General features: G+C 65.8%; 29 protein-coding genes and 1 pseudogene. 6 read left to right on the forward strand and 24 right to left on the reverse strand.

The features are described 5' to 3' along the window. Positions 1-19 precede the first annotated feature (19 nt). The 13 genes and pseudogenes from fliR to fliF all read right to left on the reverse strand — a co-directional run bounded on the left by fliR (position 20) and on the right by fliF (position 11,098). Entirely contained in the window at positions 20-811 is a 792-nt protein-coding gene (gene fliR / locus ACV17W_RS01685) for a flagellar biosynthetic protein FliR (protein ID WP_462594732.1), read from the reverse strand. A 26-nt stretch (positions 812-837) separates the two neighbouring features. Continuing rightward, positions 838-1,107 carry a flagellar biosynthesis protein FliQ gene (gene fliQ, locus ACV17W_RS01690; protein WP_462594733.1) on the reverse strand — a complete coding sequence of 90 codons (270 nt, stop codon included), beginning with the start codon at positions 1,105-1,107 and terminating at the stop codon, positions 838-840. A gap of 12 nt (positions 1,108-1,119) precedes the next feature. Next, positions 1,120-1,899 carry a flagellar type III secretion system pore protein FliP gene (fliP, locus tag ACV17W_RS01695; RefSeq protein ID WP_462594734.1) on the reverse strand — a complete coding sequence of 260 codons (780 nt, stop codon included), beginning with the start codon at positions 1,897-1,899 and terminating at the stop codon, positions 1,120-1,122. A gap of 18 nt (positions 1,900-1,917) precedes the next feature. Beyond that, complete coding sequence (gene fliO / locus ACV17W_RS01700) at positions 1,918-2,241, reverse strand: flagellar biosynthetic protein FliO (RefSeq protein ID WP_462594735.1); 324 nt, start codon at positions 2,239-2,241, stop codon at positions 1,918-1,920. A gap of 4 nt (positions 2,242-2,245) precedes the next feature. Next, positions 2,246-2,761 carry a flagellar motor switch protein FliN gene (fliN, locus tag ACV17W_RS01705; protein ID WP_462594736.1) on the reverse strand — a complete coding sequence of 172 codons (516 nt, stop codon included), beginning with the start codon at positions 2,759-2,761 and terminating at the stop codon, positions 2,246-2,248. Further along, positions 2,754-3,761, reverse strand: a complete 1,008-nt coding sequence (gene fliM / locus ACV17W_RS01710; protein ID WP_462594737.1) for a flagellar motor switch protein FliM — start codon at positions 3,759-3,761, stop codon at positions 2,754-2,756. The genes fliN and fliM overlap by 8 nt, the downstream gene beginning before the upstream one ends. A gap of 2 nt (positions 3,762-3,763) precedes the next feature. Beyond that, positions 3,764-4,354 (reverse strand): flagellar basal body-associated FliL family protein, encoded by a 591-nt coding sequence (locus ACV17W_RS01715; protein WP_462594738.1) that lies wholly within the window; start codon positions 4,352-4,354, stop codon positions 3,764-3,766. Positions 4,355-4,514: 160 nt separating this feature from the next. Continuing rightward, positions 4,515-5,789 carry a flagellar hook-length control protein FliK gene (locus tag ACV17W_RS01720; RefSeq protein WP_462594739.1) on the reverse strand — a complete coding sequence of 425 codons (1,275 nt, stop codon included), beginning with the start codon at positions 5,787-5,789 and terminating at the stop codon, positions 4,515-4,517. Positions 5,790-5,809: 20 nt separating this feature from the next. After that, positions 5,810-6,256, reverse strand: a complete 447-nt coding sequence (gene fliJ, locus ACV17W_RS01725; protein ID WP_462594740.1) for a flagellar export protein FliJ — start codon at positions 6,254-6,256, stop codon at positions 5,810-5,812. Then, entirely contained in the window at positions 6,249-7,715 is a 1,467-nt protein-coding gene (gene fliI / locus ACV17W_RS01730; protein ID WP_462594741.1) for a flagellar protein export ATPase FliI, read from the reverse strand. Before fliI ends, fliJ begins: the two co-directional genes overlap by 8 nt. Then, positions 7,697-8,446 (reverse strand): flagellar assembly protein FliH, encoded by a 750-nt coding sequence (gene fliH, locus ACV17W_RS01735; RefSeq protein ID WP_462594742.1) that lies wholly within the window; start codon positions 8,444-8,446, stop codon positions 7,697-7,699. The genes fliI and fliH overlap by 19 nt, the downstream gene beginning before the upstream one ends. Next, positions 8,439-9,449: a flagellar motor switch protein FliG gene (gene fliG / locus ACV17W_RS01740; protein ID WP_462594743.1), complete on the reverse strand. Its 1,011-nt coding sequence runs from the start codon at positions 9,447-9,449 to the stop codon at positions 8,439-8,441. Before fliG ends, fliH begins: the two co-directional genes overlap by 8 nt. Beyond that, positions 9,439-11,098 (reverse strand): annotated as a pseudogene (fliF, locus tag ACV17W_RS01745) (flagellar basal-body MS-ring/collar protein FliF). The gene fliG and the pseudogene fliF overlap by 11 nt, the downstream one beginning before the upstream one ends. Before the next feature lie 321 nt (positions 11,099-11,419). Between fliF and fliE the strand changes: the two are divergent. Further along, positions 11,420-11,752, forward strand: coding sequence for a flagellar hook-basal body complex protein FliE (fliE, locus tag ACV17W_RS01750; protein ID WP_462594744.1), 333 nt, complete (start codon positions 11,420-11,422; stop codon positions 11,750-11,752). 13 nt (positions 11,753-11,765) lie between these two features. On the opposite strand, the gene ACV17W_RS01755 is transcribed toward fliE, so the two are convergent. The 7 genes from ACV17W_RS01755 to ACV17W_RS01785 all read right to left on the reverse strand — a co-directional run bounded on the left by ACV17W_RS01755 (position 11,766) and on the right by ACV17W_RS01785 (position 16,456). Further along, positions 11,766-12,167 carry a hypothetical protein gene (locus tag ACV17W_RS01755; protein ID WP_462594745.1) on the reverse strand — a complete coding sequence of 134 codons (402 nt, stop codon included), beginning with the start codon at positions 12,165-12,167 and terminating at the stop codon, positions 11,766-11,768. 15 nt (positions 12,168-12,182) lie between these two features. Then, positions 12,183-12,509, reverse strand: coding sequence for an EscU/YscU/HrcU family type III secretion system export apparatus switch protein (locus ACV17W_RS01760; protein WP_462594746.1), 327 nt, complete (start codon positions 12,507-12,509; stop codon positions 12,183-12,185). Beyond that, complete coding sequence (gene fliK / locus ACV17W_RS01765) at positions 12,506-13,729, reverse strand: flagellar hook-length control protein FliK (protein WP_462594747.1); 1,224 nt, start codon at positions 13,727-13,729, stop codon at positions 12,506-12,508. The genes ACV17W_RS01760 and fliK overlap by 4 nt, the downstream gene beginning before the upstream one ends. Before the next feature lie 40 nt (positions 13,730-13,769). Next, positions 13,770-14,120 carry a flagellar protein FliT gene (locus ACV17W_RS01770; RefSeq protein ID WP_462594748.1) on the reverse strand — a complete coding sequence of 117 codons (351 nt, stop codon included), beginning with the start codon at positions 14,118-14,120 and terminating at the stop codon, positions 13,770-13,772. A gap of 48 nt (positions 14,121-14,168) precedes the next feature. Continuing rightward, on the reverse strand, positions 14,169-14,594 hold the full coding sequence (gene fliS, locus ACV17W_RS01775; protein ID WP_462594749.1) for a flagellar export chaperone FliS: 426 nt from the start codon (positions 14,592-14,594) through the stop codon (positions 14,169-14,171). 21 nt (positions 14,595-14,615) lie between these two features. Next, complete coding sequence (gene fliD / locus ACV17W_RS01780; RefSeq protein WP_462594750.1) at positions 14,616-15,989, reverse strand: flagellar filament capping protein FliD; 1,374 nt, start codon at positions 15,987-15,989, stop codon at positions 14,616-14,618. Between the two features lie 92 nt (positions 15,990-16,081). Beyond that, positions 16,082-16,456 (reverse strand): flagellar protein FlaG, encoded by a 375-nt coding sequence (locus ACV17W_RS01785; RefSeq protein WP_462594751.1) that lies wholly within the window; start codon positions 16,454-16,456, stop codon positions 16,082-16,084. 128 nt (positions 16,457-16,584) lie between these two features. Between ACV17W_RS01785 and ACV17W_RS01790 the strand changes: the two genes are divergently transcribed. Then, positions 16,585-17,319 (forward strand): IclR family transcriptional regulator, encoded by a 735-nt coding sequence (locus tag ACV17W_RS01790; RefSeq protein WP_462594752.1) that lies wholly within the window; start codon positions 16,585-16,587, stop codon positions 17,317-17,319. Positions 17,320-17,382: 63 nt separating this feature from the next. Here the strand turns inward: ACV17W_RS01790 and ACV17W_RS01795 are convergent, their stop codons facing one another. From ACV17W_RS01795 to ACV17W_RS01810, 4 genes are read right to left on the reverse strand one after another with little or no spacing between them, the layout of a single operon-like run. Then, positions 17,383-18,549: an acyl-CoA dehydrogenase family protein gene (locus ACV17W_RS01795; RefSeq protein WP_462594753.1), complete on the reverse strand. Its 1,167-nt coding sequence runs from the start codon at positions 18,547-18,549 to the stop codon at positions 17,383-17,385. Then, entirely contained in the window at positions 18,549-19,769 is a 1,221-nt protein-coding gene (locus ACV17W_RS01800; RefSeq protein WP_462594754.1) for a CaiB/BaiF CoA transferase family protein, read from the reverse strand. Before ACV17W_RS01800 ends, ACV17W_RS01795 begins: the two co-directional genes overlap by 1 nt. Beyond that, positions 19,766-20,731 carry a Bug family tripartite tricarboxylate transporter substrate binding protein gene (locus ACV17W_RS01805; RefSeq protein WP_462594755.1) on the reverse strand — a complete coding sequence of 322 codons (966 nt, stop codon included), beginning with the start codon at positions 20,729-20,731 and terminating at the stop codon, positions 19,766-19,768. Before ACV17W_RS01805 ends, ACV17W_RS01800 begins: the two co-directional genes overlap by 4 nt. 60 nt (positions 20,732-20,791) lie before the next feature. After that, on the reverse strand, positions 20,792-21,202 hold the full coding sequence (locus ACV17W_RS01810; protein ID WP_462594756.1) for a cupin domain-containing protein: 411 nt from the start codon (positions 21,200-21,202) through the stop codon (positions 20,792-20,794). Positions 21,203-21,361: 159 nt separating this feature from the next. On the opposite strand from ACV17W_RS01810, the gene folC reads away from it, so the two are divergent. From folC to purF, 4 genes are read left to right on the forward strand one after another with little or no spacing between them, the layout of a single operon-like run. Beyond that, on the forward strand, positions 21,362-22,669 hold the full coding sequence (gene folC, locus ACV17W_RS01815; protein ID WP_462594757.1) for a bifunctional tetrahydrofolate synthase/dihydrofolate synthase: 1,308 nt from the start codon (positions 21,362-21,364) through the stop codon (positions 22,667-22,669). 50 nt (positions 22,670-22,719) lie between these two features. Then, positions 22,720-23,523: an SPOR domain-containing protein gene (locus tag ACV17W_RS01820; RefSeq protein WP_462594758.1), complete on the forward strand. Its 804-nt coding sequence runs from the start codon at positions 22,720-22,722 to the stop codon at positions 23,521-23,523. Continuing rightward, positions 23,520-24,008 carry a CvpA family protein gene (locus ACV17W_RS01825; RefSeq protein WP_462594759.1) on the forward strand — a complete coding sequence of 163 codons (489 nt, stop codon included), beginning with the start codon at positions 23,520-23,522 and terminating at the stop codon, positions 24,006-24,008. Before ACV17W_RS01820 ends, ACV17W_RS01825 begins: the two co-directional genes overlap by 4 nt. Before the next feature lie 23 nt (positions 24,009-24,031). Then, a complete protein-coding gene (gene purF / locus ACV17W_RS01830; RefSeq protein ID WP_462594760.1) occupies positions 24,032-25,552 on the forward strand; it encodes an amidophosphoribosyltransferase in 1,521 nt (506 codons plus the stop codon). Positions 25,553-25,615: the final 63 nt, after the last annotated feature.

Consider the following 25,615-nt stretch of genomic DNA (forward strand, 5'->3'; position numbering starts at 1 on the left):
CAGGCTGCGGCCGGCTTGCTCAGAGCATGCCCGCGAGGCCCGCCACGACTTCGCTCATCGTGCGCAGTGCGTCGCGCAGCAGGTTCTCGAGAAAGGCGGCAGACCGGGGCAGCACGACCGACAGCAATAGCAAGCCCGAAAGCAGGCTGACGGGAAAGCCCACGGCGAACACCGACAACTGCGGCGCGGCGCGATTGAGAATGCCCATCGCCAGGTTGATGGTCAGCAGCGCGCAGATCAGAGGCAGTGCCAGCAGCAGGCCCGATACGAAAATAGTCTGCCCCCATTGGGCGATCATGGCCCATCCGTCGCGATGCAGCGGGGCATCGGCCAGCGGCAGATAATCGAATGAATGCACGACGCCGGCCAGCACCAGCAAATGGCCATCCAGAGCCAGGAAAACGAGCATGGCCACGATGTTGAACAGGCGCGACAGTACGGCCGTGTTGGCGCCCGTGCCGGGGTCGAAGAACGACGCGAAGGACAGCCCCATCTGCAGGCCGACGAATTCGCCCGCAGTCTGGACCGCCGCGAACGCCACGCGCATGGTGAATCCCATGGCCACGCCTATCAGCACTTGCTGCCCCAGCAACATCAGGCCGGCAAACGAACCGGGGGGGATCGGCGGGGGTGGCGGCAGTCCTGGCACGACCGCGAGCGCAAGGACGAAGGCGAGCCCGACTTTGACCCGCACGGGCACGCTTGATTCGGCGAAGAGGGGCGCGGTACCCACGAGCGCCAGCATGCGCACAAAGGGCCACAGGAACTGCAACAGCCACGCGTCAAGCTGCTGCTGGGTGAACGCAATCATGACGGGGGATGGGAGCGGCCACGCTGCTAGGAAACCAGCAGCGGAATCTGGCCGAGCAGCTGACGGATGTAATCGGTCATGAGCCCCAGCAGCCAGGGGCCCAGCAGCACCAGCACCCCGCACATCGCCAGTAGCTTGGGGATGAAGGACAGTGTCATTTCATTGATTTGCGTGGCCGCCTGGAAGACGGCGATGACCAGCCCCACGATCATCGTCACCAGCAATAGCGGTCCGGCCATGGCCAGAGCGATCTTCAGGGCCTGGTAAGTCATGGACATGACGGTTTCAGCGGTCATCGCAGGCTCCGGTCATTGGTAGAAGCTGCCGGCCAGCGATCCCAGCAGCAGGTTCCAGCCGTCGGCCAGCACGAACAGCATCAGCTTGAACGGCAGTGCCACGGTGACCGGCGGCACCATCATCATGCCCAGCGCCATGAGCACGCTGGCCACGACCAGGTCGATGATGAGAAACGGAATGAAGATGGTGAAGCCGATCTGGAAGGCCGTTTTCAGTTCGCTGGTGATAAACGCCGGCACGAGGATCTTCAGCGGCACTTCGGACGCATCTTGCAGCGGAGGGTGATTGGCAAGGTTTGCAAACAGCAGCAAGTCGTTCTCGCGCGTCTGGTTCAGCATGAAACCTCGCAGCGGCACGGAGGCCCGCTCGACGGCGGTTTCGAACGGCATGGTACCCGCGGCCAGCGGCTGGTAAGCTTCCACGTAGATGCGGTCGAACACCGGCGACATGGTGTAGAAGGTCAGGAACAGGGCCAGGCCGATCAATACGTGGTTGGGCGGCGACATGGCGGTGCCCATTGCGCTGCGCAACAGCCCCAGCACGATGATGATGCGGGTGAAGCCTGTCATCATCAGCAACGCCGCGGGCAGGAATGACAGCGACGTCATCAGCAGCAGGGTCTGCATGCTGAGCGAATACGTCTGTGAGCCGTCCGCGCCGGGGGTGGCCGTAAGCGCGGGCAACGCGGCCTGCGCCAGCACAGCCGACGGCAGCAGGGCCAGGGCGGCCAGCGCGACCGCGCAGGCGGGGCGCGGGCGGCGCCTGCCGGGAATCGATAGAGTATGCGGCATGGTCGGGTGGAGCCGGGCTCAGCCGCGGCGCTTGAGCGCCTGGCTGAGCTTGCCGGCGAATGCGGCGAGGTCCGCCTCAGCGGGGGGCAGCGGGCCTGCGGGCAGGGTGTGCAGCGCGGTGAGCTGGGTCGGTGTGACGCCGACCACCAGCCAGGTGTCTTCGATCTGCAGGACCGTCACGCTCTGGCGCGGCCCCAGCGGCAGGCTTGCGACCTGGCGCAGCACCCCGCCAGCCTGACGCCCCGCCAGTCCGGCGCGGCGTGCCAGCCACGCACAGGCCAGAATGGCCGCCAGCACCAGCAGCAGGCCGATCACCACGCGCAGCACGCCAGAGTCGCTCATGGTGTCAGCGGCGATTGTTCAGGCGGTTGATGCGCTCGGACGGGGTGATGATGTCGGTCAGGCGGATGCCGTACTTGTCATCCACCACCACGACCTCGCCCTGGGCAATCAGGTAGCCGTTCACGAAGATGTCCATCGGTTCTCCGGCCAGTCCATCGAGTTCCACCACGGATCCCTGACCCAACTGCAGCAGGTTCTTGATGGTCAGGCGGGTGCGCCCCAGTTCCACCGTGAGCTGGACGGGCACATCCATGATCAGGTCAATGTCGTTGACTTTGCTGCCCGGAGCATCCGCCAGCGGTTTGAACACCGAGCCGGCGGCGGGCCTTGCAGCCGCCGAGGGGGCTGCGGCGGCCTGTTCGGCCATGGCGCCGGCCCAGTCGTCGGAGGGCTTCAAGCCATCGGCCTGGGTGGGAGGCGGGGCCGCTGAGGATTGCTCGGCCAGTGCGTCGGCCCAGTCGTCGGCCGGGGTGGCGGACGAACCGGCGCCGGTCTGCCCGGGCTTGTTCGTGTCAGTCATGGTCGGGGGCCTCGTGAGTTTCGATTTCGGGGGAAAACAGGTTCTGGACGCGTAGTGCGTACTGGCCGTTGAAAACGCCGTAGCCGCATTCCATCAACGGCACGCCGTTGACGCGGGCGATGACGTTGCCGGGCACGTCGATCGGCAGGACGTCGCCGACTTCCAGCCGCAACAATTCGCCAATGGACGAGGGTATGGACGCGAACTCGGCCGTCAGCTCGACATCGGCGCTGCGCACCTGGCGCGACAGTTGTTGAGTCCAGCGCTGGTCAACCTCTTCCAGCGTGGCTTCCTGCAATGGCCGGGTCAGAAGATCGCGCACCGGCTCGATCATGGAATAGGGCAGGCAGATATTCAGGTCTCCGCCGGTCGCGCCGAACTCGATGTGGAACGAGGACACCACGACGACCTCGTTATTGCCCGTGATGCTGGCGAATTTCGTATGCATCTCGGAACGCACGTATTCGAACTCGACGGGATACACCGCTTCCCATGATTTGCCGTAGCTTTCCAGGGTCAGGTTGAGCAGGCGCCGGATAATGCGCTGCTCGGTGGTGGTGAAGTCGCGGCCTTCCACCCGTGTGTGATAACGCCCATCGCCACCGAACAGGCTGTCGATCACCAGAAAGACCAGGTTCGGGTCGTACGTGAACAGCGCCGTGCCCCGCAATGGCTTCATCTGAATCATGTTCAGATTGCTCGGTACGGGCAGATTGCGTTCGAAGTCGGCGTATTTCAGTATCCGGATCGAGCCGACCGTAATGTCGGCGTTGCGACGCATGAAGTTCAGCAAGAGGTTGCGCAGGTGGCGCGCGAAACGTTCGTTGATGAGCTCCAGCGTCTGCATGCGCCGGCGTACCACGCGATCGGGCGAACTCAGATCGTATGCCCGCGCGCCCCGCTGGTCGGCCGCCTCCCGCGGCTTGCTGTCGCTCTCGCCGTTGACGCCGGCCAGCAGCGCATCAACCTCGTCCTGCGAAAGAAACGCCTCGTAGGCCATGCTTACTGCACCACGAAGGCGGTGAACAGGGCGTCGCTTACATGCTGGCCGTCGGGCAAGGGAAAGAACGGCTGATTGACTGCGTCGACGACGGCGCGCGCAATTTCGGATTTGCCCTGCACGGTCTGTACGGCGACGGGCGACTGCGCCGACAGCACCATCAGGATGCGGCTGCGTACTTCCGGCATGTACTTTTCGATGCGCAGGCGAGTCTGGTCATCATGGGCGCGCAGCGTAATCCCCACATGGAGCAGGCGCTCGCTGTCGGCGCTCAGCAGGGTGACGGTAAAGGCTTCCAGTGGGATGAAGATTGGTGCCGGCACCGGGGACGGCCGGGCGGGGGGAGCGACAAAAACGGCCTGAGCCGGTGAGGGCGCCGCTCCGGTATCGGGCTGTCCCACTTCGAGCCGCACTTGCGCGACGTCCTGCGCATGCTGGCGCTGCATGATGAACCAGGTTGCCGCAACACTGGTCGCCGCGACGGCGGCCAGGATCAGCAGCCAGAGCAGCGTGCGCATGATGGTGCTGCCGCCAGACGAGCGCAGCGGAAGGCCGCTACGAGCAGGCATGGAGGAATTCTTGGAAGTGGCCATCAGGGTATCGATACTTGGTAGTGGAGGGATTCTGCCCCAAAGTCCGTTGCCGATTGCATGCGAAAAGCAGGGCGAAAGCCGCGTATCTCAGGCTATTGCCCTGCCGCCGGTGCCTGGCGTCATGGGCAAGGCCGCAGGGCGGCGCGGCCGGGGAGGCCGTCTAGGCGTAGGTGTCGACCAGTCCGTTGCCACGGCGTGCCGGGGCATCGGCCGCTTGCGGCGGCAAGGCGCCGTTCCCGCCGGACTCGGCGCCGCCACGCCGGCCGCCGCCCGAGTTCTGCTGCGGCGTCCCGGCGCCAGCCTCTGCGCCATGCTCGCCCACGTCGGCCTGGCCGAGCGACAGCCCCGCCTGTGCCAACGCCTGCTGAAGCTGAGGCAGCGCGGCTTCCACGGCATGACGCACAGCGGCGTGAGCCGATACGAAGCTGGCGCTGGCCACACCGTCATGTACGCTGAGGGTGACGCGCAGCGGCCCCAGGTCGGGCGGATCGAGTCGAAGCTCGGCAGTGTGCCGGCCTTGTGTGGCGTCATGACTCAGGGTGAGCAACTGCCGCCCCAGATCGGCGCCCCAGGCTGGTGTGGCAGCTACGGGCGTACCGACGGCCAATGTCATGGTGGAGGGCCCGGACGCAGGCGCGGGCGGGGCGATGGTGTCGTGCCGCATCGGCGCGGCGGTTGCCACACCCAGACCTGACCATTCCGGAGCAGGTGCGGTGGTCCCGGCAGGCAGGGCCGCTTCAGGCGCGGTGCTGGCGAGATTCGCCTCGCCCGACGCATTGGACAGCCGCAGCGCGTCCAGAGGCGTTTCGGGCTGCGAGTCGGCGGCGGTATGCCGCATCAGCGATTCAGCGGGGCCAGCCGGCGGGGAGGCCAGCGAGGCGAAAGCAGCCGCCCCAAGCGGAGGGGCTTGCATCGAATGCGTCGGTGCGGGCGACGGCTTGGCCATGCCGGTGTCGTCCACAGGCTCAGACTGCGCAACGGGTAGAGCGGGCGCCGTGATGCCCATGGGCGTAGCGACGGCGGCCTGGGTGGGCAGCTGCGCTGCGACTGTTTGCTGTAACGCCGTCGCCTGCGCAGCGATCTCCAGGGCCTGGGCTGGCAGCGCCGGCGGCGGTGTGGCCGTCTGCGGGGTCAGCAGCACCGGCGGCACGGCCGCCGCCGTGGCCAACTCGGCGGCCGCAACTTCGTGCTGTGTTTCGGCCGGACCCTCTTCGGGGCGATGGCCCGGCTTGCCGGGCGCCGCAGGTTCCGCCGTGGCGGACCTGTCCGGTGTGACGCCGCCATTGCGGTCCTTCGCGTCGGACGCGTGGCCATGGCGCGCCAGGTGTTGGGCGAAGCTCTGGCCCTGCTTCACGTTCGCCTGGGGCGTCGTGCGCGGGGGCGTCAGGGTATTGGCAGGAAGTGTCAGCGCGGATGCGGTCGGGGTGGCGGTCAATGGCTCATCCTGGTCATCGGTTAAATCGGATGCGCGCGGGCGCTCATGCGCGCCGCGAATTCGTCACTGGCGCGTTGGTCGCGCCGTGTTTCGCGTATGGCGTGGGCCCGCCGTTCGCGCTCGGCAAGCGCATCGAAGGAGTTCAGCTTGCGCTGTTGCTGTTGCCAATGCACCCGGCCCTGTGCCAGGTGCGTGTCGGCCTGGCGCAATACGCTCAGCTGCTGGCTGATGGCGTCGTCCAGGGTGGCGATGAATCGCTGATAATTGTGGCAGTCGGCCGCGGACATGCCGGACTGCATGGCGGTCTGCAGCCTTTGCAGGTAGTCCTGCCGGTAGTCTCGCAACATGCTCAACTGCTGTTCCGCATGATTGCGTTCGGCGTTCAACCGCCCCAGCATCCGTGCGGCTTCGTCGGCGCTTTCCTTGGCCAGCCCGATCAGCGCGTCCAGGGGCAATTGGCTAGACATAGGTTTCCTTGATCTCGAAGGACGCGCGCAATTGATCCACGGCGTCGTCGTATGACACGCGGTCGCCTATGTTCTGCTGCAGATAGGCTTCCAGGCGCGGATAGCGCGCAATGGCTTCGTCCAGTTGCGGATCATTGCCCGCGGTGTAGGCGCCCACGGCAATCAGGTCTCGGTTGCGTTGATATCGAGACAGTGTCTGTTTGAAGCGGCGCACCACGGCATACTGCGCGTCGGGAATCAGCGCCGTCATAGCGCGCGATATCGACGCCTCAATATCGATGGCCGGATAGTGGCCGGCTTCGGCGAGGTGGCGCGACAGGACGACGTGCCCGTCCAGGATCGCGCGCGCGGAATCGGCGATGGGATCCTGCTGGTCGTCGCCTTCGGCCAGAACGGTATAGAACGCGGTGATAGACCCCGCTTTGCCGTTCTGCCGGGGCGCGCCCATGCCGGCGCGTTCGACGAGCGCCGGCAGCCGCGCAAACACCGACGGCGGGTACCCCTTCGTCGCAGGCGGCTCGCCAATGGCCAGTGCGATTTCGCGCTGTGCCATGGCATAACGGGTGAGCGAGTCCATGATCAGCAGCACGTCCTGGCCCTGGTCGCGGAAATGTTCGGCCAGCCGCGTGGCATAGGCCGCGCCCTGCAGCCGAAGCAGCGGCGACACATCGGCTGGCGCGGCTACTACCACCGACCTCGCCAGTCCTTCTGCGCCCAGGTTGAGTTCGATGAATTCCTTGACCTCGCGGCCCCGTTCGCCGATCAGGCCGACTACGATCACATCGGCCTTCGTATAACGCGCCATCATGCCGAGCAGTACGCTCTTGCCCACGCCCGATCCGGCAAAGAGTCCCATGCGCTGGCCGCGGCCCACCGTCAGCAAGCCGTTGATGGCGCGCACGCCCACGTCCAGGACCGAATCGATGGGGGCTCGCGACAAGGGGTTGATCGGCAGTGCAGACAGCGGTGCCAGTTCGGCGCCGACCAATGGGCCGAGGTCGTCCAGCGGCCGCCCGGCCCCGTCGAGCACGCGGCCCAGCAGAGCATCGCCCACCGGCAGGTGGCGGCCCAGTTGCGGTTTTGCATTGCCGTTCAACTCTGCGGTGCGGGGCAGCGGGATGGCGCGTTGCACGGGGGGCTCGCTGGGCATCACCCGGGCGCCGGGCGGCAAACCGGAAATATCGGCCTGCGGCATCAGGTAGAGCACATGACCATCGAACCCGACCACCTCTGCGTCCGCCCAGAGGTCATGGCCTCGGGCGAGCTCGATGCGGCATGCGGCACCGACGGGCAGCCGCAGCCCGGTGGCATGCAGCACGAGCCCGGTCGCGCGGGTAATCCGTCCGCTGGCCAGCCAGGGCTCGGTCGAGGCCGCGCGTATCGAACCGATGCGCAGCTGTGCATCCCAGCGATCGATCACGGGCACCTGGGCGGCCGAGCTCATGGCGTCGGCTCCCATGAGGCGCTGCGGCCCAGCGAAGCCGCGATGCGGCGCCAGCGGGTCTCGAGGGTGGCGTCGATGTCGCCATACGGGGTCTCGGCGCGGCAGCCGCCCCGGAGGATGGATTCATCGGCCAGTACGCGCCAGTTGCCTTCCTGCAGCTCGTCGGCCAAGTGCAGGCGGACCAGTTCCAGGTCGGCGGGATGCACCCACAGCCGCAGGACGCCGGACGAAGGGGGGTTGATGTGGAGGACCTCGCGTACCCCGGCGAGCATGGATTCCGGTCGTTCGGCCAGTGTCGTGCGCAACACCTGGCCGGCGATATCCAGGGCCAGGGTCAACAGGGCCTGTCCCATCTGGGCTTCAAGCGCGGCGAGCGACGCTGCACACGAGTCGGCGAGGGCATGCAGGCGCAGGGCCTCCTGGCGCGCCTGCTCGCGGCCCTGCGCAAGACCTTCTTCGCGTCCGGCCTGGCGGCCTGCTTCAAAGCCTTCCGCATGGCCCTCCGCGCGGCCCGCGATCGTGCCTGCGTCGCGGCCTTGCTCCAGACCGGCGCTGTAGCCTTCTTCGCGCGCCTGGGCCAGGGCCTCGCGCAACAGCTCCTCGGGATCGGGGCCGGGTTCGGGCTGCGGCTCGATTTCGATGAGATCGGGCGCCGCGGATGCTGACGCGTCGAATGAGGACATCTGCCAGCGTCGCCAGGCAGAGCGGGGCGGCGCATCGTGTCCGGGCCGGCGGGCCTCAGACATAGGCATCGTCTCCCTGGCCGCCCAGCACGATCTGGCCGCTCTCGGCCAGGCGCCGCGCGATCTGCAGGATCTTCTTCTGCTCGGCCTCGACCTTCGACATGCGGATCGGCCCTTGCGCCTCCAGGTCTTCGCGCAGGATGTCGGCTGCACGGCTGGACATGTTGCGCAGGAACTTGTTGCGCAGGTCCTCGGAAGCACCCTTGAGCGCCACCATGAGTCCGTCGTTGTCGATTTCCTTCAAGATGAGCTGCAAAGCCCGGTCTTCAACGTCGATCAGGTTATCGAACACAAACATTTCGTCGATGATCTTCTGCGCGAGGTCGTTGTCGCGTTCGCGCAGGCTTTCCACCACGGCCTCTTCGTCCGAAGAGTTCATCATGTTCAGGATCTCGGCCGCCGTGCGTACCCCGCCCATCTTGCTGCGCTTGGCACCCTGGCCGGCCAGTACTGAGTTCAGCACGTCGGTCAGTTCTGATAGCGCAGCCGGTTGCACGCCGCCGAAGGTGGCGATGCGCAACATGACGTCGTTGCGCAGACGGTCGGTCAGCAAAGCCAGCACACCCGCTGCCCGGTCGCGCTCCAGATGCACCAGGATGGTCGCGATGATCTGCGGATGCTCGTCGCCGATCAGTTCAGCAACCGTGTGGGGATCCAGCCAGTTCAGCGCGTCTATGCCGCTGGCGCCATCGCCCGCCTCCAGGATGTCTTCGATCAGGCCGGCCGCCCGGTCGCTGCCCAGCGCCTTGGTCAGCACAGTCCGGATGTATTCGTCCGACCCCAGCGTGACCGCCATGAACTGATCGGCTTCCTGGCGGAATTCTTCGAGCACGACGGCCACGTCGCCGCGCGTGACCTGCTTCAGGTTGGCCATCGAGGCGCCCACCTGCTGCACTTCGCGTGCCGTCAGATACTTGAACACCTCGGCCGCGGCATCCTCGCCCAGCGACATCATCAGCACCGCGCTGCGCGTGATGCCGTCAAGAGGCTTTGCGTCATTTCTCATCTTTGCATCCATGCTCGCATCACCATGGCGACGGCCCGCGGATCCTTGGTGGCCATGTCGCGAGCGCGTTGCAGGTTGTCTTCGTAGCGATCGACCTCCTTGGCGCGCGCCGCCGCCTGGGCTTCGCGCTGTGCCGCCAGACGCCGTTCCTCGGCTTCTACCGGGTCGACCGGCGGATACAGGTAATCTCTCACGACGGGCTTGAGCCTGCGGTACAGCCACAGCGCCAGCACCAGTCCCAGCACCCAGGCGAACACCGTCTTGAGCAGATCGATGAACTGAGCGTCGCGCCAGACGGGAGGCTGCACGGGCTGATCGTTGAATTGGCTGTTGACCAGGTTCAATGAGTCGCCGCGCGCCTCGGAATACCCCATGGCCTCGCGCACCAGATTGGTCAGCTTGCTCAGTTCCTCTGGCGGCAAGGGCTTCGGTTCACCACTGCTGTCCGGCAGGTAGTTCACCACCACTGCCACCGAAAGACGCGTGAGCTGGCCCACCGGCTGCTTGACGTGGCTGATGGTGCGGTCGACCTCGTAATTGATCGTGGCGTCGCTGCGATTGTTGGTAGGCACAGCGGCGGGGGCCGACGTGGCGGTGGTCTGAGCTGCGGTGGCAGGCGCTTGTCCGGGTTGGGGCGGGACGGCGGCAGGCGGCTGCGAATTGACCAGCGGAGCCTGGGCCGGCGCCGGGGGCTGATTGCTCAACGCGCCGGGCACCCCTTGCGCCAGATCGACGCCAGTCTGTAAAGAGTCACTGGTCTGCTTGCTGCGTACGGCCGCCTGGCCCGGTTCCTGATTCGGTCGGTAGACCTCTGAGGTTTGCTCGCGGCGCGAGAAATCCACCTCTGCGCTGGCCTGCGCCTGGACATTGCCGGGACCCACCAGGGGATTCAGGATGGTGAGTATGCGTTCGACGGTGCGCTGCTCGATATCGCGCCGCAGGCGCGAATGGTCGTGCTCCATGCCGCGACCTTCGCCCTGCGGCGCAGACAGCAGGCGGCCGTTCTGGTCGACAATGGAGATGTTGTCGGCGGTGAGATCCGGCACGCTGGAAGCCACCAGCCAAGCCACGGAAGACACATGGGCGTCGCTCAGGCTGCGGCCCGGATACAGGTGCAGCAGGACCGACGCGGTCGGGGCCTGCCTGTCACGCACGAACAGCGACTGCCGTGGCAGCGCCAGGTGCACGCGGGCGCTCTGGACCGTGTTCATCGCTTCGATCGAGCGGGCAAGTTCGCCTTCCAATCCGCGCTGGTAGTTCACTTGTTCGGCGAACTGGCTGGCGCCGAATCGCGTGTTGTCCAGCAGCTCGAAGCCCACAGAGCCGCCGCGGGGCAGGCCCTGGCTTGCCAATTGCATGCGCGTGGCATAAACGCGGTCGGGCGGTACGAGCAGGGCACGCCCGTCAGCGCTGAAGCGGTAGGGCACGTTCATTTGCCCGAGCGCGCTGACAATGGCGCCGCCATCTCTGTCGTCCAGGTTCGAAAACAGGACCTTGTATTCGGGCTCGCGGCCCCACAGCACCAGCACGGCGATGACCGCTACAACCGCTGCGGCCGCGCCCATCAGCAAGGGCTTGGGCAGGGCCCGGACTTTCTCGAGCGCCGGAAACCGGGTCAGCAGCGTACTCAAAGTGGCCTGCTGGTTCATCGGGGGCTCCGGCAAGCTTCGCGGAGCATGGTGGCGGACGACATGGGCGGGTGTGGCAGGTTACGCATGCAACATGCTTGGTATCGGGGGAGCGTGAATTATGGCCGTGCATGCCGACTTCCCAATCGACGAAAACAAGCGGTTTTTGGCGTTACTTGTTCTCTATGTGTCCCCCGCTTGCGGCGTGGCCATCCACCCGTGTGGCCTGCAGCCAAGGGTCAAATTGCGGGGATTTTTGGCGCTTGTTGGGCGTACCGGGTCGGTTCGCGCGGGCGTAGTCTTGCAAGCTCGTCATCATTCGAGCGCAAGGAAGCGAGGGCCATGGCAGTGTCCGGTTTGGCAGGAATCGAGAGCATGTTGCAGCAGATGCGGGCCGTGGTGGAAACCGCGCAGGGCAATGGCGTCACCGCCACTGACCTGTCGCCAAGACCGGCGACGTTTGCCGCCGAACTGCATCGGTCGCTGCAGAGAGTCTCTGCTACGCAGAATGCCGCCAGCAATCAGGCCAAGGCCTTCGAACTGGGCGCCCCGGGTATCAGCCTGAATGACGTGATGATCGACCTGCAGAAGAGTTCGATCGCCTTCCAGACGGCCGTGCAGGTGCGCAACCGACTGGTGGCTGCGTACAAGGAGATTTCGTCGATGGCGGTCTAGCGCCGGATCCGGCTCAGCCGGATGCAGGCGGCCGGGGGTGTTGAAACCAGATGACTTCCGGAAAGCCGCTCAGCATGGCGGCGCTGCTGTCGACGAAATGCATGGCCAGCGAGCGATTCACGCGGAACCGGACCTCGCCTCCGTCCGGGGTGATGCCGGTGAAATCCAGCAGGATGTCATCGAGCGTGCGGCTGGCGCACAGGCGCTCGGGAAACCCGCCGAAGTCTTCGGGACGCCAGAAAAAATGGCGCAATCGCCAATCTGGCCCGAGGATGCGTGCCACACACTGGTCGGTCGCGCTCAGAGGCCGGGGTGCGCACACGCTCACCCGCCCTTGCGGGTGGGCGAGTTCACGCAAGATGGAGCGGATCTCGTCGGTGCGGCAAAGCAGTGCGCCTGCGGCAATGGGTTTCATGGCGTCACCGAGCATTCAGCCCTGCGCGGCCGCGAGCGCGTCCGGCTCGGCTTCGGGCGGCGCGCCAGCTTCCAGGCGATACAGCCAGGCCAGCAATTCGGCTACGGCCGCATAGAGTTGCGGCGGTATTTGCGTGTCCAGATCCACCTGCATGAGCAAGCTCACCAGTTCCCGCGATTCGTGTACATACAGGCCGTGCTCGCGCGCGGTGCGCACGATGGTGTCGGCGATCTGGCCATAGCCTTTGGCCACGACGCGCGGCGCCGCGTCGTGTTCGCCGTAACTCAGCGCCACGGCGGCGCCGCGCGATGCAGAGGAACCGAATCCTTCGCCGCCGTTCATGGCGCCGACCCGGACGCGGCCGCACCGCTTACCGACAAGTGGCTGAGCGTGAGGCCGGCGCGCTGCAGCGTATGGCGCAGCGATTTCGCAGCCCCGTTGATTTCCCGGGAGCTGCGCGGCGCAACCAGTTGCATGACAAGCTGATCGCCGGCCAGGCTGAGGCGAGCCTCGACCAGACCCAGACGCGGCAAGTCCAATTTCAGGCGGGTGGCCCAGTGCGCAACGCCATCGGCGCCCTCATGGGCGGCTTCCCTGCAGACGTCCCATTCCATGGGCGTGCCCGGCCAAGCGTCGCCCTGCCAACTCAGCGTGTGATTGGCCAGAATATCGAGTTGCTGTCGTACCAGGGGAGCGGCGTCGGGATGGATTCCTGCCGGCACTGGCGCCGGCGACGAAGTCGCCGTTGCCCCGGCAGGCGTGGCCGGGCCAGGGGGTGATGCCTGCGTCCGTGGGGCCGACACATTGGACTGCTGCGGCGCGCGGGGCAGGGTCGCTTGCGGCTCGCTGCGGATTTCCTCTGCGGAGCGCTTTCCGTAGGCCAGGTCGGCCAGGTGCGACTCATAGAACAGGCCGCTGCCTTGCAAAGCCTGGCGCAGGGCTGTGGCGAGGGCGGCGGCGGGAGGCAGGGCGGGGGCAGGACGGGTTTCGCCGGCCCCGGCCGCGGGGGCGGTTCCGGATGGGAGTGCGGCCGGCCCGACGGTCGCCGCGCCCGCGAAACGCTGCGACGCGGTGGGATGGGACGCGCCGGCCCTGGGGGTTGCGGCTGCGTCGTGGGCAGAGCTGCGGACAATGCCTGCGTCGGGCGGTCCGGCGGGCGCCAGCCACAAAGGCCTCCGGCCCCGGGCAGGTGGCGCCTGCTCCGGATAGAGCGCAAGTAATGCCAGAATGCTGCGTGCGGTCTGACCCAGGGTGGTCGGCGCGGATGCTGTGGTATCGCTGCGAGTAACCAGGCTGCGCTCGGTCTGGCCCGAGGCATCGGTCTGCCGGGTATCCCCGACGGTGGATCCTCGTTCGCCTCGACCGGCGGCCGGGTCGACGGGGGAACGTGGTGAACGGCTGGCGTGGTCAGTCTGGCCGGGCCGCGCGGCTTCTCCCGGCTGCGCCACGGCATCGGGTCTTGCTCCGCTGATGAGATTGGCGTGTGCCGCCATGGTGGTGCCCAGCACGGCGTCCAGCCGCTGCACCAACACGGTACCCAACGCCGAAGGACCGACGCTCATGCGCAGGGCTCCGGATGATTCGCGCGGGCGGTGCCGGCGCTCATGCGGCCGAAGCCCGTACGCCGTACGCCGACATCAACGATTGCTGCCGCTTCATCCGGCCCAGAAGGTCGCTCAGCCGAGCCATCTGCGGCACCGCGAGGTCACGGGTGGCGGCGTCGTTTGCCAGAATGCGCACCAACAGTTCGTACTTGGTTTCACGGCCGGCGTTGTCCAGCGGTGTACCGGGTTCGATGCGGCGCAGCCGCTCGACGCATTCACAGTAGCGTTGACCGTGAACGAGCACACGGCTCCAGTCGCCCGCCCGGGCGGCCGCGTACATGTCATCAGTCAAGGTGGCAATCTCCTGGTAGATGTCCAGGACGGAGGCGTGGCGCTGGGGGGACGTCATAAGAGTCTCGCGCAGGTGGCGATGTGGGGCGGCGTGCAGCCGTGCAGATCAGGCCGGGACCAAGCCGGCGGAAGGGTCGTTGGCGGACTGCCAGGCTTGCGCCAGTTCGGCCAGCAGGCGGTCGACGGACTCCATCTGCTCCGCGTCGCCCTTCAGATTCGCCTGCAGCAGGGCGCGTACGATGTAGTCATACAGGTTGGCCAGGTTGGCCGCGATTTCGCCGCCGGCGTCCATATCGAGGCCCATTTTCAACCCTTCATCGACGATGCGGATCGCCTTTGAAATGGCCGCGCCCCGTTCGGCCACGCGCCCCGCTGCGAGATGAAGCCGAGCCTGGGCAATGGCTGCGCGGGCACCATTGAACAACAACATGATCAATCGTTCCGGGCTGGCGCTCGATACCTGGGTTTCCAGGCCGATGTCGGTGTAGGAACGGGCTGAATAAGCCGCGGGACGGCGGGCTGCGTAGGTCATGGTGGCGGCCTGTTGAGTCGGTTATTTGTTGCCGCCCAGCGCTGCAAATTGCTGGGTCAGATAGGCGCTCATGCTGTTCAGTTGGCTGACCAGGGCATCGAGCCGCGTGAATTGTGCGCGGTAATTGTCCATGGTGGCCTGAATGGACACCTTGGTGCGATCGTACTGATCCTGCAGCGTGTCCACGGTTTTCTGCAGGCCATCACTGCGGACCTTGATCGCGCCGTCCGTGCCCAGAATGTCTTCGGTGGTGGCCTTCATTTTTTCGGCCAACCCGCCGCTGCCGCCCAGTACGCGGGCTGCATCGGCGGGATTGTCGGCCAGCGCCTGGTCCAGCCTTGCCTGGTCGAGCTGCAGTTTGCCCGAGGTCGGGTCGGTGGTCACGCCGAGCTGGGACAGTGTCTGCAACGCGCCTTCACCCGTCGCCACCCGCAGCGCGGCGGCCATGGCCGACTGGATGGCACGGGCCGTGCCGTCGCCGGTCAGTGCGCTTTGGGTCTCTTCTTCCACATTGAAGGCGGTCAGGCTGCCGATGGTGGTCTGGAGTGCGTTGTACGCGTCGACGAAGCCTTTGACGGCCTTCGACACCGCCGCCGGATCGCTCGTGACTGTCACTGTCACGAACTTGCCGGGTTCGGTCGTGGCGCTCAGTTCCAGCGTTACGCCATCGATCGCGCCCGCGAGTGTGTTGGACTGGCTTTCGACTTCGATGTCATTGATGGTGACTTTGGCATTCTTTGCGGCCTGCTGCTCGCTCATCGGCGAGGCGGCGCCCGCCTGGTAGCCGACGACGTTCTGCACGGCAGCGTTGTCGGAGGTGATGCCCTGCACGGCGGCCTCGAGGCCCGTTGCCTTGCTGGTCAGCATCAGATAGCTGCTGCCATTGCCGTCGGTGATGATGGTGGCGCGTACGCCCGCCTTGTCGTCGCCATTGATGGCTTTAGCGATGCCATTGAGCGAAGTGTCCGACCCGAGCTCTATCGTCGCGCTGGCGCCGGACTCGAGCGTGATTTCGATCGAGCCGCCCGTTCCCATCTGGGCAGTGCGGCTAGCGACGGCTTCAGACTTCAGGCTCTGCGCCAGGGCCAGGTCGCTGATTGCGATCCTGTAGTCGCCCGCCACCGCGCCCGGAGCGGTCTTCACCGACAGCCCCTCGCCCGACACCGAGCTCTTCACGGCGTCCAGCGTGGCGCGATCTGACAATGCCGCGGCCGCTTTCTGAACGGCCTCGACGCCGCCCTGGATCTTGCTAAAAGCGGAGATGCGCGCCTTGTAGCTGTTCTGTTGAGACGTAATGCGGGACAGGCGGACCTCTTCCGAAGCCTGGAGCTGCTTGAGCATGTCTTCCAGGTTGGTCAGGCCCGACCCGGCGCCCAGTGAAGTAATGGAGGCCATATCGAATTCCTTGCTAGCTGTGCGATTCTGTCAAATCGGCGCGTGTTGCGATCGGCCGGGCAAGGGCACAACGCCGGTCTAATTTGAGAGTTTCAGGCCGTCGTGGCGACGGCATTGCCTTGCATCTGCACTATCATTCGGGCGATGCGCAGCAGGGTTTCCGACGGAATGGTGCGAATCGTGTCGCCCGTTTCCGAATCGACGATCGTTACCACCACCTGGTGGACGTGCGGGTCGATCTCGAACTGCAACTGGGTCTTCCAGGCGCGAAGCTGGTCGTTCAGCTCCTCCAGCGCCCGATCCATGGGCAGGGGCGGTTGGCCGGAGCCCGCCGCCGCATCTTGCGCGCCGCCGCTGTCGGTGGAGGCGGCAGCCGGGGTGACGGCCATGGCCGGCTCTGGCGGAGCCGGCGCGACGGTCACGGTGGTTAGCGCAAGAGGGGCGGGGGCGAGCGGGCTGACAGCCATGGTCACTCCAGTGGGCCGGCGCCAGGGCGCGGCACAGGTTTAACGGGAAATTCTCAGCTACCATTACGGCACTTACGGGCCGAACTTTAGGCTGCCTGCCGTAACCTTTCCCCTTTGTTGCCAAGCCCATGAGCGTCAAAACGGCCCTGCGCGTCATCGAAATCATCGAGACTTACGCCCGCGAAAGGCGTGCCCTGCCGCTGACCGAGCTGGCGCGGCTGCTGGAAGTGCCGGTGTCGAGTTGCCTGGCGCTGATTCGTACCTTGTCCGACCTGGGCTATCTGTACGAGACCGGCCGGCGGCAGGGCTATTACCCGACGGGGCGCCTGCTGGCCATGGCGCAGCGGATCGCCCGCGCCGACCCGGTGCTCGACCGTGTCTATCCCAGCCTGGTGGAATTGCGCGACGCCACCCAGGAAACCGTGGTGTTCGGCAAACTCAGCGACGGCAGGGTGGTGTATCTCGAAGTGCTGGATTCGCCGCACACGATACGGTATGCCCCGGTGGCAGGCGAGTTTCGCGAGCTGCACGCCAATTCGCTGGGCAAGGCCTTGCTCTCGATACTTGAACCGGAGGAAAGGCAGGCCCTGCTGGCGGCCCGTCCGCTGAAGCGTCACAACGAACGCACACTGACGTCCCCCGAGGCTGTGGATGCCGATCTGGAAAAATCGCGGCAGCGCGGTTGGTTCATGAACCTGGGCGAGTCCATTCCCGACGTCTGCGCCATTGCCTGGCCTGTGACCTTGTCGGGCATCCCCTATGCAATATCTGTAGGCGGGCCGGTCTATCGCATCGAGCCGCAACAGCAGGAATATGCCCGGATTCTTCGGGCGGCCTGCACCGCGCTGGAGCAGCTGGGCTGATCGCGGCGGCGTGTCGCCGCCCGGTTGAATGCGGGTTGGACGAGGTGCACCGCCGCGCGCCGTCTAGTAGGATTTGGGCAGGCCCAGCACCTTTTCTGCAATGAAGCACAGGATCAATTGTGGGCTGACGGGCGCAATGCGGGCGATGTAGCTTTCGCGCAGCAGGCGCTCTACGTGATATTCCTTTGCATAGCCCATGCCGCCGAGGGTCAGCACCGCCGTCTGGCAGGCGTTGTGCCCGGCCTCTGCGCCAAGATACTTGGCGCTGTTCGCATAAGGCCCGCAGGGACGGCCCTGGTCATAGAGGCTGGCCGCCTTGTACACCATCAGGTTGGCCGCCTCGAGTTGCATCCAGGCTTGCGCCAGGGGATGCTGTATGCCCTGGTTCTGTCCGATGGGCCGGCCGAATACGCTGCGTTCACCGGCGTACTTGACCGCGCGATCCAGCGCGGCCTGCCCGATGCCGACCGCTTCCGCCGCGATCAGGATGCGTTCGGGGTTCAGCCCATGAAGAATATATTCGAACCCGCGGCCTTCTTCGCCGATACGGTCGGCAACCGGAATGCGCAGGCCATCGATGAACAGCATGTTCGAATCGACTGCTTTGCGGCCCATTTTGTCGATTTCGCGAACCTCGACCATGCTGCGGTCCAGGTCGGTATAGAAGAGCGAAAGTCCTTCAGTGGGCTTGGACACCTCGGCCAGTGGCGTGGTGCGCGCGAGCAACAGCATCTTCTGGGCGACCTGGGCCGTCGAAATCCAGATTTTGCGGCCATGCACCACGTATTCATCACCCTGGCGCAGTGCCAGGGTGGTCAGTTTCGTGGTGTCGAGTCCGGCATCGGGTTCAGTCACGGCGAAGCAGGCTTTCTCCCGTCCCGCGATCAGCGGCTCGAGCCAGCGATGACGCTGTTCGTCGCTGCCGAACACCACGACCGGATTGAGGCCGAAGATATTCATGTGGACAGCCGACGCGCCGGCGAAACCCGCGCCGGATGCAGCGATGGTCTGCATCATCAGCGCCGCTTCGGTCATGCCCAGGCCGGCGCCGCCGAATTCCGGCGGCATGGCGATGCCCAGCCAGCCGTCCGACGCCAACGCGGCATGGAACTCATGCGGAAAGCCGCCTTCACGGTCGCGCGTGAGCCAGTAGTCGTCGGGAAAGCGCTCGCAGACGCGCGTGATCGCGTCGCGCAGCGTCAGGTGTTCGGCAGAAAACTCGAAATCCATCAAATGGTTCCTTCTTGAGTGGCGCGCGCGGCGATCAGGGCATCGATTTCGGCGTCGGTGCAGCCAGCCTCGCGCAGAATTTCCCTGCTGTGCTCGCCCAGGCGCGGTGCGGGGCGGCGGATTGAGGTGGGGGTGCCGGCAAAGCGCCCCAGCGGCGCGGGGGTGCGCAGACGTCCTTCCGTGGGATGCTCGAGTGTGTTGAGAAAGCCCGTTGCCTGCAGATGAGGGTCCACGAGCAAGTCATCGACCGAATACAGGCGGGCGGCCGGGATGTCCGCACCCACGAGGGCATCGAGCCAATCCGCACTGTTGCGGGTTCGCATGACCTCTGCGACGAAAGCGTAAGCCTCATCGATATGGCGGGCGCGCGCCGTATGCGAGCTGAAGCGAGCGTCATGTTCAAGTTCGGGGCGGCCTATCAGCGCGAAAAAATTGCGCCAGTGCTTGTCGTTGTATATCAGCAGGCACAGATAGCCATCGGCGGTGGCATAAGGACGGCGATGCGAAGCCAGCAGGCGCGCATATCCCGTGGGCCCTTGCGGCGGGTCGAAAGTGTAGCCGCCGAGATGGTCGCCCAGCACCATGTGGGCCATGCCTTCGAACATGGGAATCTCTACGGATTGACCGCGCCCGCCGGCGCGCGCATGCAACACCGCCGCCAGCAGCGCGATGGCCACGTGCAGGCCCACGGCCCGGTCGGCCAGGGTCAGCGGCGCGTAGCGCGGCACATCTCCACCCTGGCGCAAGTACAGGTCGGCAATACCTGCCTGGCCCTGGATGAGATCGTCGTAAGCGGGGCGGCCGGCATAGGGGCCCGCCTCGCCAAATCCATAGGCGCCCAGATAGACCAGGCGAGGGTTGTGCGCGGCGACGGCTTCATACGACAGTCCCAGCCTGGCCATGGCCTGGGGTCGGATGTTGTACAGCAGCGCATCACAGCTTTCTGCCAGCTTCAGGCAGGCGTCGCGCCCTTGCGCGCTTTTCAGGTCGAGCACGATAGAGCGCTTGTTGCGATTCAGATGCAGGTGCAGATGGCCCATGCCGGTATTGCGCATGGGCCCGACCGCGCGCAGCGTGTCTCCCGCCGGCGGCTCGACCTTGATCACATCCGCGCCCAGGTCGGCGAGCACCTGAGTCGCATAGGGGCCCATCACGATCGTGCTCAGGTCCAGGATGCGTATGCCGGCCAGCGGACCGGCCTTGTCAACAGCAGGTGTCATTGCGGCTGGATACCTGCATCTTTGATCAGCTTGCCCCACAGGTCTCTTTGCTCGGACACGAATGTGGCGAAACTTTCCGGCGTGCCGCTGAAGGCATCGAAGCCCAGCCCGGCCAGACGCTTGCGGACCTCAGGGTCCGACACAACCTTGTTGATCGCGGCGTTGAGCCGGGCCACGATCTCCGGCGGCATGCCGGCTGGTCCGAAGTAGCCATTCCATGAGTTGAGGTCGAAATCGGCCACGCCTGCCTCGCGCATGGACGGCAGATCGGGCACGATGCTGCTGCGATCGGCCGTGGACACCGCGAGCGCTCGCAACTGGCCGGACTGCACGAAGGGCAGGCCCGAGGCGAGGTCGGTGAACATGAAGTCGACCTGGCCACCCACCAGGTCGGTCAGCGCCTGTGGCGTGCCTTTATAGGGAACATGGAGGATATCGATGTCAGCGCGGCGCGCCAGCGTGCCACCTGCCACGATGCCGGTGCTGTTGCCCGTGGCGTACGTGACGCGGCCAGGGTTCTTGCGCGCGTAGTCGATCAGTTCCTGGACACTCTTGTAAGGCCGTTTCGGGTTCACAACCAACAGGAACGGCAGGTTGCCGCCGCGCGCGATGGGGGTGAAGTCCTTGACCGGGTCGTAGGGCACGCTCTTCATCAGGAAGGGCGCCGCAGAGTGCGATGTGTTGGTGGTGACAAACAGGGTGTAGCCGTCTGGCTTGGCGCGCGCCACATAATGCGCGGCGATGGTTGCGTTGGCGCCCGGTTTGTTTTCGACGACGACTTGCTGGCCCAGGATATTGCCCAGTTCGGCGGCGAAGATGCGGCCCACGGCATCGGTGCCTGAGCCTGCCGGAAACGGGACGACCAGGCTGATGGGCTTGTCGGGATAGGCGGCCAGGGCAGGGCCGGCCATGGAAAGCGCCGCGCCCAGCATGGCGGCGGCCCGCAGTGTGCGTAGGAACATGGGTGAGTCTCCTCATATGGACGGCATCTGACGGCCGCCTGGGAAAGAACGCCGCGCCGCTCAGGGCGCGCCGGTGGACGCCGTGAAGCCGCGTACGACGCGGTCGGGCGATTCTTCATAAGGGGGCGTGTAGATCACCAGCAGGCGTGCGGGCTGTTCACTGGTCACCGTGAACACATGCGGGATATCGGGCGGGAAATAGCAGCAATCGCCGGCGACGAGGTCGGCGGTCTCGTCCCCGACCTGGGCACGCGCCGTGCCGGCCAGCAGATAGCAGACTTGCTCGATGCCGGGATGGGCATGGGGCAGGGCGCCCTGGCCCTTTTCGATGACGCCCAGCAAGACCTCGACATGGCGGGCGCCTACGTTCTCGGCGCCGATCAGGCGCCGGTTCAGCGTGCCGGTATGGTTGGCGGGGTGGTACCCGGGCACCTCGGATTCGCGCACCAGCCATCGGGGAGACGCGGACATGGGATGCTCCTGTTTTTCGTCAGTATGAATTCATTTTTATACATATGAATTTGTGTGGCAAGCGGATTTTCCCTGATGGCAGTAACGACGCGGGGTTTATCCCTGGGATGCCGGGGCTCGACTGCTAAACTGCCGCCTCTGCCCTTTTTGTATGCTGTCATGTCCACCGCCCGTCTCGATGCCACGTCCCCATTGCCTCAGTGGCTGCAGTATCTCGAGTCTATTCATGGCAAGGCCATCGACCTGGGCCTCGACCGAGTCCGCCAGGTCGCCGACCGCCTGGCGCTGAACCTGGAGGCCGTGAAGTTCGTCGTGGGCGGCACCAATGGCAAGGGCTCTACCTGCGCCATGCTAGAAGCGATACTGCTGGCGGCCGGTTATCGGGTCGGGCTCTACACCTCGCCGCATCTCATCGATTTCAACGAACGCGCCCGCATCAACGGGCAACTGGCGACGGATGCGCAACTGACCGAACAGTTCGCCGCCGTCGAGGCGGCCCGGGGCGAAGTCACCCTCACTTACTTCGAGTTCACCACGCTCGCCATCCTGCGATTGTTTGCACAGGCCAGGCTGGATGCGGTAGTGCTCGAAGTCGGGCTGGGCGGCCGCCTCGACGCCGTCAATATCGTGGACGCCGACTGCGCCATCATCACCAGCGTCGACATCGACCACACCGATTTCCTGGGCGACACGCGTGACCAGATCGGCCTGGAAAAGGCCCATATTTACCGTGCCGGGCGCCCGGCCGTCTGCAGTGACCCGCAGCCGCCGCAGGCGCTCCTGGATCATGCCCAGGCCATCGGCGCCGACCTCTGGCGCTTCGGCCTCGACTTCAATTATTCGGGCGACCGCCAGCAATGGGCTTATGGCGGGCGCGCGCAGCGCCGCAGCGCCTTGGCCTATCCGGCGCTGCGTGGCGCCAATCAATTGCTCAATGCATCCGCTGCCCTGGCGGCGCTGGAATCGGTGCGCGACCGACTGCCTGTGCCTCAGCAGGCGGTGCGCGTCGGCTTGCTGCAGGCCTCGCTGCCGGGCCGCTTCCAGATTCTGCCAGGCCAGCCTGCCGTGATTCTCGACGTGGCCCACAATCCCCATGCCGCGGCCGTGCTGGCGCAGAATCTCGACAACATGGGCTTTCACCCGTATACGCATGCAGTCGTCGGCATGCTCAACGATAAAGATGTCGATGGGGTGATCGCCAAGCTCGCCAGCCGTGTCGACCACTGGTATTGCGCGGGTCTGACCGGCCCGCGCGGCGGATCGGGTGCGGAGCTCGCCAGCCACGTGTCCGCCGCCATCCAGGCGGCGCCGGCAGGCGCCGACGCGCCTACCGTGCAAGCGTACGCCGACCCGGCCGCCGCCTATGCTGCCGCCCGCGAACGGGCGGGCGAGGGTGATAGAATCGTGGTGTTCGGCTCATTTCTCACCGTTGCCTCGGTTTTGCAGTCGTTGGGCCGCAAAGCATAGGGCTCGGGCAGGCGAGGCGCCAGCCTCGTCCAGGTCAAGGATTCCTGTCCATGGGATTGTTTTCTCGCAAAGATTCCGCCTCGCAGGCATCGCCCACCCGGCCGCGTCCATCGGTCTCGAGCGAAGCCCAGGCGGCGGAACTCCGTGCGCGCGCCCGGCGTCGGCTGGCAGGGGCGGTAGCATTGGTACTGGCAGCCGTCATCGTGTTGCCCATGGTGCTCGATTCCGAGCCCGTACCCGTCGCCGACGACATCCCCATCCGCATTCCCGACCGCAATACGCCATACCAGCCCCAGGTCACGCCGCCCGCCGTGGCGGATGCGGGCACGCCCAATGGCAGCACGTCGTCGCCGGCGCAGTCGTCCGCCGCGCCGCCCGCTGCCCAGCCGCCTGCCGACCCGCCCGCACCGCCCGACCTGGCCACGCAGCCACCCCAGCCGCCGGCCACGGCAAAGGCTCCGGCATCCGAGCCGTCCGCGGCGCCCCCTCCGGCGGTGCCCAAGCCACCGGCGCAACCCAAGCCGCCGCGTGACGACGATGGCGCCCGCGCCCTGGCGTTGCTGGAGGGCCGGGCTCCCGGCACGACCAGCGCGCCGCCCACGCGCGCGCCGGCCGCGAAGGGGAACTTCGTCCTGCAGATCGCGTCCTACAGCAACCAGGCCGACGCCCAGTCGCGTCGCACCAAGCTGCACCAGGCGGGAGTCACCAATGCCTTCGTAGAGCAAGCTTCAGTCAGCGGCAAGCAGCAATATCGCTTGCGCGTCGGGCCGTTCCCGTCGCGTGATGCGGCGCAGGCGGCCCAGGCGCGCCTGCGCACGCTGGGCTACGACAACGGCTTTATCGCCAGCCAGTGACCGGCTTCGACTTCGTCGTCCTGGCGATCCTGGCGGTGTCGGCGCTGCTGGGTCTGGTGCGCGGCCTGCTGAAAGAGGTGCTGTCGCTGCTGGCCTTCGTGCTGGCCTTCGTGGCGGCAATCTGGTGGGGGCCCACCGTTTACGGCTGGCTGGAAACCTATATTGAAACCGCGATGCTGCGCATGGGCGTGGCTTACGCGGCAGTGTTCATAGTGGTGCTGCTGGGTGTGGGGCTGGTCAACATGACGCTGGCCGCACTTATTCGCACCACGGGGCTGACGCCCGCCGATCATGGCCTGGGAGCCCTGTTCGGTCTGGCGCGCGGGCTGCTGTTCGTTCTTGTGCTGGTGGCGTTGGGCGGATATACGCCGCTGCCCCAGGAGTCCTGGTGGCAGGACGCCATGTTTTCGCATTCGGCCACCGAGGCCGTCAGGCATATCAAGTTGTGGCTGCCGCCGTCGCTGGCGACGTGGCTGCCATACTAAGTTTCGTTAAACGGGAAATCACCATGTGTGGAATCATCGGGGTCGTGGGGCGCGGGCCGGTAAACCAGCTGCTCTACGATAGTCTGCTGCTGCTGCAGCATCGTGGCCAGGACGCGGCCGGCATCGCCACGTCGCAGGGCAACCACTTCAATATGTACAAGGCTCACGGCCTGGTGCGCGATGTATTCCGCACGCGCAACATGCGCTCGTTGCCCGGCTCGAGCGGGGTGGGCCATGTGCGATATCCCACCGCCGGTTCCAGCCAGAGCGAGGAAGAATCGCAGCCGTTCTATGTGAACGCGCCGTTCGGCATCACCTTCGCCCACAACGGCAACCTGACCAACTGGCGTGAATTGCGCGAATCGCTGTACCGGGTCGATCGCCGCCACATCAACACCAATTCCGATTCCGAAGTCCTGCTGAACGTGCTGGCGCACGAACTGCAGTCAGCCGCCAACGGCGTCTCGCTGGACGACGACACCATCTTCCGCGCCGTGGCCGCCGTTCACAAGCGCGTGCGCGGCGCCTATGCGGTGGTGGCGCAGATTTCAGGCTATGGCATGTTGGCATTCCGCGATCCCCATGGCATTCGCCCGCTTTGCATTGGCCGCCAGGAAACCGATGAGGGCGTCGAATGGATGGCTGCCTCGGAGTCCGTTGCGCTCGAAGGCAGCGGTTTTGCCTTTGTTCGCGACGTCGAGCCCGGAGAAGCGGTGTTCGTGGACCTCGACGGCCGCCTGTACAGCCGTCAGTGTGCCGAAAATCCCCAGTTGGTTCCCTGCATCTTCGAATACGTCTATTTCGCGCGTCCCGACTCGCTGATCAATGGCGTGTCTGTCTATGGAGCGCGCCTGCGCATGGGCGAATACCTGGCCGACAAGGTCGCGCGCAACATGCGCCTGGGCGATATCGACGTGGTCATGCCCATTCCCGATTCGTCGCGGCCGGCAGCCATGCAACTGGCCGCGCGGCTCAACCTCGATTACCGCGAAGGGCTCATCAAGAATCGTTACGTGGGCCGCACGTTCATCATGCCGGGCCAGGCGGTACGACGTAAATCGGTGCGCCAGAAGCTCAACGCCATCGGCGTGGAGTTCAAGGGCAAGAATGTGCTGTTGGTCGATGATTCCATCGTGCGTGGCACCACCAGCCGAGAGATCGTCGACATGGCCCGGGCCGCTGGCGCCAATAAGGTGTATTTCGCGTCGGCCGCGCCACCGGTGCGCTACCCCAACGTGTACGGCATCGACATGCCCACCCAGAGCGAACTTATCGCGACCGGGCGGTCCGACGAGGAAATTGCCCGCACTATCGGGGCTGACGGGCTGATCTACCAGGACCTGCAGGATATGCAGCAGTCGGTCACCGACATCAACCCGGCATTGACCCGCTTCGAGGCGTCGTGCTTTGACGGCCAGTACATCACCGGCGACATTACCCCCGAATACCTGGAAAGGCTGGGCCAGTCCCGCAGCAGTTCCAGCGACGAAGAGTCGGCCGGCGGGTTGCAATTCAATCTGGGTTACAGGTCCAACGACGCCTGATCGTGCCTACGTCGCGGCGCCGGGCCCATAGCGGCCCGGCGGGCTTTCCCCCATCGGATCCAG

The organism is Bordetella sp. MIP270_01_BMS (genome assembly GCF_054958705.1).